Here is a 13,472-nt window from a genome sequence, read left to right as displayed (position 1 = left end):
CCGAAACCATCTGAGGATAGTATGATCAGGCAAAGCGTCAAAGTAATAAACAGTACGGGATTACATGCCCGCCCGGCGGCTTGTTTAGCCAAGATAGTAAAAAAATATCATTCATCACTTACCCTGATAAACAACGGGAAGGAAATCCCGATTAAAGGAATGATGAGTATATTAGGCGCCGGCGTGAAAGGAAATACCACGATTGATTTGCTGTGCGACGGTCAGGATGAGCATGAGTTTTTGGAGGAACTTAAAACGGAATTTGCCCGTGGCTTCGGTGAAAAAGATTAGTCATTTTAATCTTCAACTTGATGTGATTACCACCACTGCCGCATCTTCAACAAACTCGGGCGGGGTCATCCCGCCCAGGGCAGAATGGGGACGGTACCGATTATAGTGTACGCGCCAGGCTTCAATCTTGCACCGCGCATCGGCCAAGGACATGAACCATTTCTCATTCAGGCACCCCAGCCGGAGTCTGCCGTTGAACGACTCGACCGTCGCATTATCACCGCGCTGATGTTCGCCTGCCCAGAATGGGCGGGCGGGCAGTAAAGTTTCTTAATCATGAAGCGCCAGAATTTCCGCGGCTCCCATGGCATGGTCAAGACTGCTCAACCAGCCATGGCAGTTATAAAAATCATCGTCGGTCAGTTAGCTGTTCCATGGCGGCGCATCACTTTGCTGGATTTGATATTACATAGCTTCATTTCCTGTCATCACCTATATCTCTCTACCCACGCGTGCATTCTATTATCGCTGCATGGGGTTGCTGCTGATAAGGTTGCAAAAAAGCCGTATCCTCGGCGGAGGTATTTTCCGCCCATATTAGCGGACGCCATAGTATATTGTTAAATCCAGCCGCGGCCAAGGTACTTTCAAGAGTATGAGCTGACCAATAGTAAGTTTGCAGGTCGATATCATAAGGCGGTTTATGAAGGTGCAACCCAACTTTGCTTCCATCAGCCCTGGCTTCTGTTTCAGTCAAACTGAAGCCGAATGGGAGGTAATACAACGGATCCGTATTGAAATCAGGGTGAAGTGGCAGAGTTATTAGTTTTCCGCCGGGCTTAAGCAGGGATGCAAAAGACATGAACAAAGTTGATAAATCTTCCAGGCTGTTGATATAAGGTATGACATAGATCGATAGTACAATATCAAAAGTGTTATTTAATGATTCATCAAGATGGGAAAGAAATGTGATACCCTTGGCATCCTTTTTTTCTTGATAAATGGCATGATCAAGCATACCTTTCGATATATCATAGCCAAACACCTCTTTAGCGCCATTATCTATCAGCCACCGCGCATAAAACCCCGGACCGCAGCCGAAATCCATAATTCGCTTGCCGCTTAATTTTCCTAAATGAAACTTTATGGTGGGTGTTTCCAATTGTGTCCGATAGGGTTGAAGAGAAAAAGAATCATAAAGTTCAGCATATTCATCAAAAGTTGCGGGGTCAAAAGTGGTCGCGGACTCTTGGCCTATATTGTTGTCTTGAGAATTGGAATCACTCATTTGTCCTCCGTAAAGCCCTAGAAGGGTGTTATATTTTTTTAAACAGTAGGCATCTCTAATTGACAAGATAATATGATTTAACAGAATTCATTTTTCTGGTTCACCCGAAGAGCGACATGTTATAAACTTAATACCAGTGGAGACAATGATAATGTTCATGAATAACATAAATTTTTTAATAAACATTTTGATCAAGATATCAAGCCGGCCTGATTTACATCTTTATATATAGAAGACAGATAACGCATAGATAACATTCATATTAACTGAGAAGGGAAGCAAATCAATTGCCATTTTTGATGGGCCTGTGTCAAAAAAAGCAATCTCCATGACACCTGTGCTATCAAAGGTGAGTGAAGCCGCTTCATGTCCCGTTGATAACTGGCGGGTTGTCAGGCTGTGCGTCCAATTCAGGCACCGGGTCGACCCCATCTCCCGCCACGACCCCGGGGCTGTGACATTTGCCAGGATTATAGTTAAAGTTGAATCGGCCCCGGTCGCGATAGCGATAGCACGGGGCCATTTTGCGCCGTCGGTTTACCAGCACCCGGTGGTGGGTGTTAAATATGTTCCGCAACCGGTGACGATCAGCGCCGGGATACCATCATTGACCCGCCCATGGGACTATGTTGGTCAAACGTGCGGTACTTGGCCGGCTGTCGCACCGTGCTGTGGCAACGCCACCCGAACACCCAGGGCAATCACGAGCGCAGCGAGCAGCATCACAGCGCCTGCGGCGATAAAGACGCCGGTGACGCCGCTAAAACCGAACACTATGCCGCCCACTGCGGCGCCGGCGGCTATTGACGATTGCACCGCCGCGACGACCATGCCGCCCGCGGTCTCCGCTTGATCCGGGACGGCACGCGCCACCCAGTTAGACCATGCCACCGGCACGCCGCCGAAGGCCAGCCCCCACAAAGCCACCAACAGCATCAGGCCTGTTTCGTGGACGGGGAGCCAGATCATGCCGAACGCCGCCACGCCCACCAGCACAGGCATCAATACCAACGTAGCGCGCAGGCTACGTTCCATCAGCCAGCCGGCCAGCAGCGTGCCGACGAAGTTGGCGATACCAAACCCCAGAAGCATCAGAGACAAACCGTCAGCATCAATAGGGGCCACGCTTTCCAGCGCGGGGCGGATATAGGTGAACAAGGCATACTGGCCCGTATGAGCCAGCACGCAGCCCATCATCCCGATCCCAATGCCTGGGCGGCGGAGCAATTCCAGAACCGATGCGGTGCGCGCCATCTTGCGCGCAGTCATGCGGGGCAGCGTGAACAATTGGAAGACAAGTGTTAACCCGCCAACACCCGCCGCCGCCACAAATGCACTGCGCCAGCCATAGAGTCCCCCCAGGTAGCTTCCCAACGGCACAGAAACCACCGTCCCGATCGCAATGCCGCTGAAGATGATGGATAGCGCCCGCGGCACTGATTTCGCAGGCACCAGCCGCATAGCCACGGCTGCCGCCATGCTCCAAAAACCGCCCAACGCGATGCCCAGCAAAATGCGCATCACCAGTAACACTGTCAGGCTGGAGGACAACGCCACAAGCACGTTGGAGGCGATCATCAGCACGGTAAAAGCCAACAAGACGACGCGCCGGTCAAACCTACGCGTCAGACCGGGCACCAGCAGCCCGGCAAACAGGGCGATGACGGCGGTTACCGTCACCGCTTGGCCGGCAAGCGCCTCCGACACGCCGAGATCGGCTGCCATTGGCGTCAACAGGCTGGCGGGTAGATACTCCGCCGTCAGCAACCCGAACACACCCATCGCCAATGAAAACACGGCCATCCACGCGGGTGCCGCAGGCGCTACGCCGGCCGCACTGCCTGTGTTGGCGGTGGGTCGGCCATCAAAAACGTCATTACTCATCTCGAACATCCCTGGATATCGGTTGTAGCCGCAAGTCTAGCGGCGCAACACAGGATGATCTATGATGCTAAGTCTTGATGTTTTGCTCGAAACGCCGAAAATGACTGAACAAGAACAATTTGCCCTATCGTCAGATCTCATCAGCGAACTGCTGACCGGCATGCGCCTGCAGGGTGTTCAGTACCGTCGCATCCAGACCGGCCCCACCTTTGGCCTGGGTTTCGATGCCAGGCCGGGACATGCTTACTTCCATTTCCTGGCCGTCGGCAATGCCGTACTGCGCACCGATGATGGTACATTGCATGCATTGTCTGCGGGTAGCGCCGTGTTCATGCCTCAAGGCGAGGCTCATCAACTGCTGTCCGCGGCCGAAGTTTCATTTCAGGACATCGGCATGTTCGACGCGGCGCCCCTCGGCGAGGCCGTGAGCGGGGTGAACACATGCCCCAGTACGCATGCTACGCCCAGCGCGGTTCTCTTTTACGGCTGCATGGAGTTCGATCTCGGCGCCATGCAGGGACTCGGCAAGATGATGCCAAGCGTCATGGTGGCTGACACACAAGAGCAGCGCTACCCTGGTTTGCTGGCGATTCTTGACGCAATGAAACGTGAAATCTGCGCAGGCCGCATCGGCTTCGCCGGTATTCTGGCCCGGCTCGCTGAGGTGGCAGGAGCCATGATCGTGCGCGGCTGGATCGAATGCGGTTGTGAGAACGCCTCTGGTCTTGTCGCGGCATTGCGTGATCCGCGCCTGGCCCGCGCCATATTGGCGTTGCACCGCCAGCCTGGCCGTGCATGGACAGTTACAGCGTTGGCCGCGGAGTCGCATGTCTCTCGTTCTGTTTTCGCGCAACGCTTTCACGCCACCATCGGAATGCCGCCCCTGCGCTATGCCACGGAGCTGAGGATGCGTCTTGCCAGCCAATGGCTGCTTCACGAGAGATTATCCATCGACGCCGTCGCCCAGCGTCTCGGCTACACCTCTCAAGCTGCATTCAGTCGCGCCTTCAAGCGCGTCATCGGCCAGCCGCCGGGCGCCAGTCGGCATCGGCTTACATAAGCAAGCGCTTTGGCCGCACTGGACTGACGTTATTTGCGCCGCGCGCACGCGAGGATAAGGCGGACTTTAATCGCGGGTGCAGACCAGACTTCAGGTATCATATTCATCACATAAGCGTGATTTCCGTCGCAAATCCAATATAAGAAGAAAATTTTTTGACTTTTATATATAAAAATCATTATGCATCTTTATGCGATTAACTCTCTGAATCAAATACTCTTTATTCGCACAACGCCTCTCAGACAATCACCGGATTTTTATATATAAAAGTCCGAGATTCGCCCTCGCACTGAAATGCCTTTTTTATCGCAAAACCGAAAAAAAGAGTGATGCCGCCCCCAGGTTGACTTGATCGGCAAGCCTCCTAGAATCCGTCATTATGTCAACACATTGAAGCCAAGATAACAGGTCGGCACGTGATAAAGACCAGTCATGATCGGCGGATAACCATGGGCGCCATTGCGCGAAACAGAGTGCATAAACGATGACGAACAAGAGACGAAGCCAGGAATGGTTTGGACGAACGGATAAATCCGGTTTTATCGCCCGCAGCTGGTTGAAAAACCAAGGCTTGCCTAACGATGTTTTTGACGGCCGGCCGGTTATCGGCATTTGTAATACGTGGTCGGAGCTCACGCCATGTAATGCGCATTTGCGCGATCTGGCCGACCAGGTAAAACAGGGCGTGCTGGAAGCCGGCGGCATTGCGTTCGAATTCCCGGTGATGTCGCTGGGCGAAGCGCTCATGAAGCCCACCACCATGTTATTTCGCAATCTTGCCAGCATGGACGTGGAAGAATCGATTCGCGCCAATCCCATAGACGGGGTCGTGCTGCTGGTCAATTGCGACAAAACCACGCCCGCCTGCCTGATGGGCGCCGCCAGCGTCGATCTGCCCACCATCGTGGTCAGCGGCGGACCGATGCTTAACGGCAAACACCACGGCAAAGATCTGGGTTCAGGCACCGATCTGTGGAAATTCAGCGAAGATTTACGCGCGCAAAAAATCACCCAGGAAGAGTTTAATCAGGCGGAAAACAGCATGTCCCGCAGCCCCGGCGCCTGCAACACCATGGGCACCGCCTCCACCCTCGCCTGCATGGTGGAGGCCCTGGGCCTGACGCTGCCGGGGGGCGCCGCCATTCCGGCGGTGGATGCCAACCGCCGGCGCCTATCGCGCCTCGCCGGCCGGCGCATTGTGGCCATGGTCGAGCAAGACCAGCGGTTATCGCAGATCCTGACGCGGCAAGCATTTGAAAACGCCATCGTGGTTAACGCGGCCATCGGCGGCTCAACCAATTTTATCCTGCACCTGCTGGCCATTGCCGGACGGCTGGGGGTGGAATTGACGCTGGATGACTTTGATCGCCTCAGCCAACGCGTGCCGCTGCTGGCTAACCTGAAACCCTCGGGCGACTACCTGATGGAAGATTTTTATTACGCCGGCGGGGTACCGGCGGTCATCAGCCAGTTGGCGCACCGGCTGCACGGCGAGGTGATACAGGCCAACGGCCTGTGCCTGACGGATAACTACCGTGGCGGCCGCAGTTATAACAATGCGGTGATCGCCGATGCCGCCGCCCCGGTGCAAGAAGACGCCGGCACCGTGGTGTTGCGCGGCAATCTCGCCCCCGACGGCGCAATAATCAAGCCCTCCGCCGCTTCACCTGATCTGTTGTGCCATACCGGACGGGCGTTCGTATTCGAGAATATCGAACACTATAACGCGGTGATTAACGATTTGACCCTGCCGGTGGAAAAAGACGACATCCTGGTGATGAAAGGCGCCGGCCCGCGCGGCTATCCGGGAATGCCCGAGGTAGGCAATTTCGGCTTGCCGAAAAAACTTTTGCTCGAAGGTGTGCGGGATATGGTGCGCATCTCCGACGGGCGCATGTCCGGCACCGCTTTCGGCACTATTGTCCTGCACGTCAGCCCGGAATCGGAGATTGGCGGCACGCTGGCCCTGGTGCAGACCGGCGATTTTATCGAGCTGGACGCCCGGGAAAAAATCCTGCATTTGCGCGTGTCCGAGGATGAGCTGGCCCGGCGCCGGCAGCGCTGGACGCCGACGCTGCCCGCCATCACGCGCGGCTATGCCAGTTTATATATCGCGACCGTGCAGCAGGCTCATCTCGGCGCCGATCTGGACTTCCTGGTAGGTCACTCCGGCGATCATATCGACCGGGAACCGCACCCCGAGTAGCGCCTGCGTATTACCCTCAGCCCAGGCCGCCATGACGGCGACCATTCCAACCCTTGCACTTGATGATGAATCGACTGGAGAGAACGATGAAAAACCATTGGCCTGATGATGCCGCCCTGTTTGCCCTGGCGCGTGAAAAATTATTCGTGGCGTTGGTGGGCGATATCCTGGATACCATGGGTTTGCAGCACCAGTATTTACATCCGCACTTGAAACCCGTCGATCCCGCCGCGGTGATCCTCGGTCGCGCCATGCCGGTACTGGAAGCGGATTTTTTCGATACGCAATATGAGGGTCATAATCCTCTGAGCGCCCAGCCATTCGGCCTGATGTTCCAGGCCCTGGACGACCTGCAAAAGGACGAGGTTTACATTTGCGCCGGCGGTTCCCATCGCTATGCCCAATTTGGCGGATTAATGGCGACCCGCGCCCTTTATTGCGGCGCGGCGGGCGCGGTCGTTCACGGTTTTCACCGCGATACCAACGAAATTCTGAAATTACGGTTTCCGGTAGCGTCTTTCGGCAGTTATGCGCAGGATCAAGGGCCGCGCGGCAAAGTGGTGGACTGGCGGGTACCGATAGAATTGGACGGCATCAAAGTGATGCCCGGCGACGTCATTTACGGGGACCGCGACGGCGTACTGGTGGTGCCTGCCGCCGCAGTGGACGATGCGTTCCACGGCGCATTCGAGAAAGCCAAAGGCGAAAATAACGTATTGGAGGCGTTACGGCAAGGTATGCGCACCACCGATGCCTTTGAGAAATTCGGCATTATGTAGCCGCCGCTTATTGCGGTAAGCCTATCCTTCTGCGAGACAATAAGCGGTTCACTGGGTGCCCTCACCTTTTATTGCCTGGAGTCTGAAAAATGGAAAGTCATATCCACCTCGAAGAAAAGGCGCTGATGAAAAAAATAAGCGTCAAAATTATCCCTCTAATGTTATTAATGTATATTATTGCTTATATCGACCGGCAGAATATCGGTTTTGCCAAATTACATATGGTTGATAGCCTGGGCTTAAGCGAAACCGCCTTTGGCCTGGGCGCATCGCTATTTTTTATCGGTTATTTATTTTTTGAAATTCCAAGCAATATCTTTTTGCATAAAATAGGTCCGCGTATTTGGTTTGCCCGCATCATGATCACGTGGGGTATCATTACCATTCTGCTGGCTTTTACCACCAGCGCCACCATGTTTTATATCTTACGGTTTTTAATCGGCGCGGCCGAGGCAGGACTGTATCCCGGTTTGCTTTATTATATGACCCGCTGGTTCCCGCTTGAATATCGGCCAAAAGTCGTCAGCTATCTCATTATGGCCAGCCTGTTTGCCAATCTGGTCGGCGCCCCGCTCAACGGGATGTTGCTCAGCATGCACGGCGTACTGGGGCTTGACGGCTGGCAGTGGATTTTTATCGGCACCGGCGTGCCGGCGGTGCTGTTGATTATTCCGGTCGTGATGTTTTTAGCCGAAACCCCTGAAAAAGCCAACTTCCTGGACGAAACGGAAAAGCGCTGGCTGGTCAACCGTCTCGACCTTGAGCGCGAGGCCCATCAGGATCATCGCATAACCGGCGTATTGCAGACGTTGATCGACCGCCGCGTCCTTCTGCTGGCGTTGGTGCTTGGGTTTATTTCCTTTGGCGCCTACGGCTTGAGCTACTGGATGCCCACTATCGTCAAAGGGTTCGGCGTATCCGACTTGCATAATGGCTTTATTAATATGCTGCCCTGGCTGATGTCGATTCTGCTGCTGTGGTGGTTAACCGCGAAACCGGGTCGCACCGCCAGCCCGGTGCTCAACATTGCGCTGCCGATGTTCGTCGCGGCGGTGTTCCTGGTGGCCAGCGCCTGGTTTATCAACACGCCCGTACTGAGTTTTTTCTCGATTACCCTGGTGATAATGGCGATATTTTCCATCCAGCCGTGCTTTTGGAACCTGACGCGTTTTCTGAGCGGCAGCGCCGCGGCAGCCGGGCTGGCCGCCATCAATTCCCTGGCCAACCTGGGCGGATTTTTTGCGCAGAATACGGTTCCGGCGATCCGTGATATGACCGGCAGCAGCAGCGCCCCTATGTATTACCTCGGCGTTTGCATGGCCGTCGGCGGCGTGGTCACCTTGCTGGTTATCCGCTATTTGCGCCGCAGCGAAACGCCGCAAAAATCCACCGAACGGGCGGATATCATCCCGCGCTAGGCGCGGCGCCCTACTGCTGCGATTCTTGCCCGCGCGGATAGCAGCAGTTATTTTTGACAGCGCCAGCGGGGTTACCTAAGGTAGGATTTATCCTTTTGCGCCTGATAACCGAAAGCCACCATGAATACGCCCAGCCAGGAATACAAAGCGCCGGCCCTCACTCGCGGACTTAAAATTATCGAATACTTCGCCAAAACCGGGGCGCCGAAAAGTATGGGGCAATTGGCGGCTGAACTAGGGCTGTCATTCAATCACATTTATCGCATCGTGCAGTGCCTGTCGGCAGAAGGCTATTTGTATCAAGATGCCGCCCGGCTTTACCATCTGACCGATAAGGTGCAAGTCAAATACGCCGTCAGTCCAATCCAGCAATTCGCCCTTTCCGAGCAGTGCCAGCGCCTGATGCGCGATTTCTCCTGGCAAACCAATCAGCCCTGCCACTTAGCCTCGTTGAAGGAAGATGATTTTGTGGTGCTGGCGCATGCTTATCCTGAATTCTCCCCCGCCATTGGCGCCCGCGCAGGGGCTACCCTGAATGCGGTTAAATCCAGCTCGGCGTTGTTGTTCCTGGCAATGGCCTCCGACCAGGCCGCACTGCGCCTTATTCGTCATGCCCCGCTGGGACCGGAACTGCGGGCCAACCTGCATCAACAATTAGCGCAAATCGGCGAGCAAGGATTTTCCGAGATCAAACACGACCGGATAATCGGCCTGACATCGGTCTCGTTCCCTGTTTTGGGCCATGACGACCGGGCCGAGGCGGTGATAACCTGCCCCCATTTTGATCATGTGCCCGGTGATTATGATGAACTCAAAAAAAGCTTGCGCGAACTGGCCTCGGCATTAACCCAAATGTATCGCCGATAGACATCCCGGTCCTACTTTTAAGCGGCTTTTTAAGGGCCATATCCAGGACCCATTCCGGCGCGATAGAGAATTGCCCCACATGCCTGAATCCGACAATGTTATCCAGCAAGCCAAACCCCGCTGAACGCTGAAGGGAAGGTGCGGTCCCTATAACATCACTTTTTCCGCCATTTCCCTGCTGTAATTGCGGCTGGCATCGACCAGCACGCGGGTGTAATCCTGCTGAATATCGCCGCGCAGCAGCGCGTCGGTTTCCAGCGTTTCGAGGATTTTGCCGTATTGCATGACGGCAACACGCTGGCAGAGGTGGGCGATGACGCCCAGATCATGCGTCACCATCAAATAGGTCAGCCCTTCCTCTTTCTGCAGGTCGAACAACAAATTGAGGATTTCCGCCTGCACCGACACATCCAGCGCCGAAGTCGGTTCGTCAAGCAGCAGTACGCGCGGCTTGAGGATCAGCGCGCGGGCGATAGCGACACGCTGCCGCTGGCCACCGGAAAGCTGATGCGGATACCGCCGGCGGAACGCGCGGTTCAGACCGACTTTGTCCAGGATAATGTTAATCCGCCGATCACGCTGATCGATACGGTGGATTTGCAACGGCTCCTCAAGAATATCGCCGATCGTGTGACGGGGATGCAGCGAGCCATAGGGATCCTGAAACACCATTTGCACCAGACGGCAGCGGTCGCGGCCAATGCGGTGCTGGAGCGGCTGACCGTCGATTTCCAGCTCACCGCGCCAATGGGTAAACAGCCCGGCGAGACATTTCAGCACCGTGGTTTTCCCGGAGCCCGACTCCCCCACCAGCCCGAAGATTTCCCCTTCACGGACATCGATATTCACCTCCGTCAGTACCTGGGTGGTTTTCGCGCCTTCACCGAACGCAAGATTCAGATTGCGCACGTCGATCATGGTTTTCGTTTGCATTTCGGCTCCTTAATCGGTAAGCCAACTGGCCTGACGGTGCATCACCGGCAGCGGATAACGACGGTTATCCATGTCCGGCAGCGCGCTAAGCAAACCGCGCGTATAGGGATGCCGCGCATTATCCAGATCGGTGGCGGCAATCGACTCCACAATGCGTCCGGCATACATCACCAGCACGCGGTCGCAGAAGCTGCGCACCAGATTGATGTCATGGCTGATAAAAATCAGTCCCAGTCCACGGGTTTTCACCAGATCGTCGAGCAGCGCCAGCACCTGTAAACGCACCGAGACGTCCAGCGCGGAGGTCGGCTCATCGGCAATCACCATTTCCGGGTCAGTGATAAGCATCATGGCGATCATGATGCGCTGCCCCTGCCCGCCTGAAATCTCATGCGGATACAGATGATAAACACGTTGCGGATCGCGGATGCGCACCACATCGAGCATATTGAGCACTTTGCTTTTCGCCTCCCGATAGGAACAGGTGTGATGCGAACGCCACGCTTCGGCAATCTGATCGCCGACGCACAGTACCGGATTGAGCGAGTATTTCGGGTCCTGCATAATCATCGATATGCGTTTCCCGCGCACCCGCCGCATCTGCCGCGGGCTGGCGTTAAGCAAATCGATATCACCGAATTGCATTTTTTCAGCGGTAATGCGTGCTTTTGCCGGATGAAGCTGCAACAGCGCCCGTCCGACGGTGGATTTGCCCGAACCGGATTCACCGACAATCGCCAGTTTTTCCCGCCCGAGTTGGAAGGAAACGCCGCGCACCGCCTGCGTTTCCTGACGTCCATTGACAAAGCTGACGTGCAGATCGCGCACATCGAGTAACGCCGGGGCGTCATTCACTACGGGGATCGAGGATGTCACGCAGGCCATCTCCTAAAAAGTTGAACGCCAGGCTGTTAATCATGATCGCCAGACCGGGAAAGGTCGCAACCCACCAACACTCCATCATGTACGTCCGGCCACTGGAAATCATTGCGCCCCACTCGGGATCGGGCGGCTGCGCGCCCAGGCCGAGGAACCCCAGGCCCGCGGCGGTGAGAATAATTCCCGCCATGTTCATGGTGATACGGATAATGACCGACGGCAGACACAGCGGCACAATGTGGCGCCACAACACCCGCGCCGGGGACGCGCCCAGCAAACGCACCGCCGAGATAAAATCGGCCTGGCGCAGCGAGAGCGTTTCAGCGCGGGCCAGGCGCGCAATCGGCGGCCAGGCGGTGAGCGTAATGGCGATCACCACGTGTTCCAGCCCCGGGCCGAGCGCGGCGACAAACGCCAGCGCCAGCACCAGGCTCGGAAAGGAGATGAAAATATCCGTCACCCGCATCAGCACCATATCCGTTTTACCGCCGAAATAACCCGCGGTGACGCCGAGCAGCAACCCGAGCGGCCCGACGGTGACGGAGACCAGCAGCACGATATAGAGCGTGATGCGCGAGCCGTAAACCAGCCGGCTGAAGATATCGCGGCCAAACTCATCGGTGCCAAACCAATGCGCCGCCGACGGCGGGCTGAGCGCGTTATTCAGGTCCTGCACCAGCGGATGGAACGGCGCGATCCAGGGTGCGAAGAGCGCCACAACCATCAGCAGCAGAACAATGGCGCCGCCGATAGCCGTCAGCGGGTTGCTCGCCATCCGCCACAAAAAATTGCCGATGCGGCCCAACGCCCGCTTCACGCGCCGGCGTTTTTCATCACCGGCGCTGAGCGCCGCAGAATCAAGGGATATCGTCATACTTTTGTCCTCGGGTCAAAAACCTGGTACAGCAGGTCAGAGAGCAGATTCAGCATCACGAAAATTAAACCGACCACCAGCACGCAGCCCATCACCGCGTTCATGTCGCCAAGCATCAGGCTGCTGGTGAGATACGAACCGAAGCCCGGCCAGGAGAAAACCGTTTCAATCAGCACCGCGCCTTCGAGCAGCGAGCCGTAAGCCAGCGCAACCACGGTCAGCAACTGGACCAGAATATTGCGGAACGCGTGATTCCACAGCACATGCCATTCGCTCAGGCCTTTCACCCGGGCGGTGATAATGAATTCCTGCGATAGCTGCGCCAGCATAAAGCTACGCGTCATGCGGCTGATATAGGCCAGAGAGTGAAAGCCGAGTAACGACGCAGGCAGGATCAGGTGATTCAGCGCGTCGCGAAATACCGTCCCGTTGCCGGCAATCAGCGCGTCGATCAGCATAAAACCGCTGTGGCGCGTGACCTGTCCGTCGAGGCTGAAATCCAGCCGGCCCGCGCCGCCTACCCAACCGAGCCAGGCGTAAAACACCAGCAGCCCCATCATCCCGACCCAGAATATCGGCGTGGAATAGCCGGCCAGGCTGATAATCCGCACGACGTAATCCGCAATGCTGTTGCGTTTTGCCGCTGCCAGCACGCCCAGAGGAATGCCGACGCCGGCACCGAGAATGATCGCCAGCGTCGCCAGTTCCATGGTGGCCGGGAACACGCGCAAAATGTCCCGCGTCACCGGCTTGCCGGTCAGCAGCGCATTGCCCAAATCACCGTGCGCCAGGCCGGAAAGGTAAATGCCGAATTGTGTCCACAGCGGTTTATCAAAACCGAGCTGATGGTAAACCTGTTGATAAGTGCTGTGGTCGGCGTCGGGGCCGACAATCGCCAGCACCGGATCCACCGGCATTACGCGGCCAATAAAAAACGTCAGCAGCAGCAGGCCGAACAACGTCACTACGACCTGGAGCAGGCGTTTGCCGATCCGCCCCGCGGGGAAAGGCGCGCGCGCGGTTTGCTTTGTAACCGGCGCCGGAATGGGCATG

At 56.0% G+C, this 13,472-nt stretch carries 12 protein-coding genes and 1 pseudogene; 6 read left to right on the top strand and 7 right to left on the bottom strand.

Annotated features, from left to right (window positions below):
• Positions 1-21 precede the first annotated feature (21 nt).
• A complete protein-coding gene (locus ACL2XF_RS06145; RefSeq protein WP_410014822.1) occupies positions 22-291 on the top strand; it encodes an HPr family phosphocarrier protein in 270 nt (89 codons plus the stop codon).
• 12 nt (positions 292-303) lie between these two features.
• On the opposite strand, the pseudogene ACL2XF_RS06140 reads toward ACL2XF_RS06145, so the two are convergent.
• From ACL2XF_RS06140 to ACL2XF_RS06130, 3 genes and pseudogenes are all read right to left on the bottom strand, one after another.
• Positions 304-510 (bottom strand): annotated as a pseudogene (locus ACL2XF_RS06140) (integrase core domain-containing protein); the annotation flags it as partial.
• Positions 511-733: 223 nt separating this feature from the next.
• A complete protein-coding gene (locus ACL2XF_RS06135) occupies positions 734-1,519 on the bottom strand; it encodes a class I SAM-dependent methyltransferase (protein ID WP_413728227.1) in 786 nt (261 codons plus the stop codon).
• Positions 1,520-2,152: 633 nt separating this feature from the next.
• Complete coding sequence (locus ACL2XF_RS06130; protein ID WP_413728776.1) at positions 2,153-3,322, bottom strand: MFS transporter; 1,170 nt, start codon at positions 3,320-3,322, stop codon at positions 2,153-2,155.
• A gap of 142 nt (positions 3,323-3,464) precedes the next feature.
• Here ACL2XF_RS06130 and ACL2XF_RS06125 point away from each other — a divergent pair, with 142 nt between their 5' ends.
• From ACL2XF_RS06125 to ACL2XF_RS06105, 5 genes are all read left to right on the top strand, one after another.
• Complete coding sequence (locus tag ACL2XF_RS06125; RefSeq protein WP_413722961.1) at positions 3,465-4,463, top strand: AraC family transcriptional regulator; 999 nt, start codon at positions 3,465-3,467, stop codon at positions 4,461-4,463.
• A 484-nt stretch (positions 4,464-4,947) separates the two neighbouring features.
• Complete coding sequence (locus ACL2XF_RS06120) at positions 4,948-6,669, top strand: IlvD/Edd family dehydratase (RefSeq protein WP_413728226.1); 1,722 nt, start codon at positions 4,948-4,950, stop codon at positions 6,667-6,669.
• Positions 6,670-6,755: 86 nt separating this feature from the next.
• Positions 6,756-7,448: an RraA family protein gene (locus tag ACL2XF_RS06115; protein WP_410014818.1), complete on the top strand. Its 693-nt coding sequence runs from the start codon at positions 6,756-6,758 to the stop codon at positions 7,446-7,448.
• An 89-nt stretch (positions 7,449-7,537) separates the two neighbouring features.
• Positions 7,538-8,866, top strand: a complete 1,329-nt coding sequence (locus ACL2XF_RS06110) for an MFS transporter (protein WP_410014817.1) — start codon at positions 7,538-7,540, stop codon at positions 8,864-8,866.
• A gap of 120 nt (positions 8,867-8,986) precedes the next feature.
• Positions 8,987-9,733 (top strand): IclR family transcriptional regulator, encoded by a 747-nt coding sequence (locus ACL2XF_RS06105; protein WP_410014816.1) that lies wholly within the window; start codon positions 8,987-8,989, stop codon positions 9,731-9,733.
• A 147-nt stretch (positions 9,734-9,880) separates the two neighbouring features.
• On the opposite strand, the gene ACL2XF_RS06100 is transcribed toward ACL2XF_RS06105, so the two are convergent.
• Genes ACL2XF_RS06100 through ACL2XF_RS06085 form a run of 4 tightly spaced genes read right to left on the bottom strand, consistent with a single transcriptional unit; the run spans position 9,881 to position 13,471 of the window.
• Positions 9,881-10,651: an ABC transporter ATP-binding protein gene (locus ACL2XF_RS06100; protein WP_413723448.1), complete on the bottom strand. Its 771-nt coding sequence runs from the start codon at positions 10,649-10,651 to the stop codon at positions 9,881-9,883.
• A 24-nt stretch (positions 10,652-10,675) separates the two neighbouring features.
• The gene (locus tag ACL2XF_RS06095; RefSeq protein WP_410014815.1) at positions 10,676-11,542 is read right to left on the bottom strand and encodes an ABC transporter ATP-binding protein; all 867 of its coding nucleotides are present in this window, start codon (positions 11,540-11,542) and stop codon (positions 10,676-10,678) included.
• Positions 11,514-12,419 carry an ABC transporter permease gene (locus tag ACL2XF_RS06090; RefSeq protein ID WP_410014814.1) on the bottom strand — a complete coding sequence of 302 codons (906 nt, stop codon included), beginning with the start codon at positions 12,417-12,419 and terminating at the stop codon, positions 11,514-11,516. The genes ACL2XF_RS06095 and ACL2XF_RS06090 overlap by 29 nt, the downstream gene beginning before the upstream one ends.
• Positions 12,416-13,471, bottom strand: coding sequence for an ABC transporter permease (locus ACL2XF_RS06085; RefSeq protein ID WP_413728775.1), 1,056 nt, complete (start codon positions 13,469-13,471; stop codon positions 12,416-12,418). Before ACL2XF_RS06085 ends, ACL2XF_RS06090 begins: the two co-directional genes overlap by 4 nt.
• Position 13,472 lies beyond the last annotated feature (1 nt).

The sequence above is a fragment of the Sodalis sp. RH19 genome, assembly GCF_047324215.1.
GTDB lineage: Bacteria > Pseudomonadota > Gammaproteobacteria > Enterobacterales > Enterobacteriaceae > Acerihabitans.
This window is presented reverse-complemented; position numbering and strand designations above follow the sequence as displayed.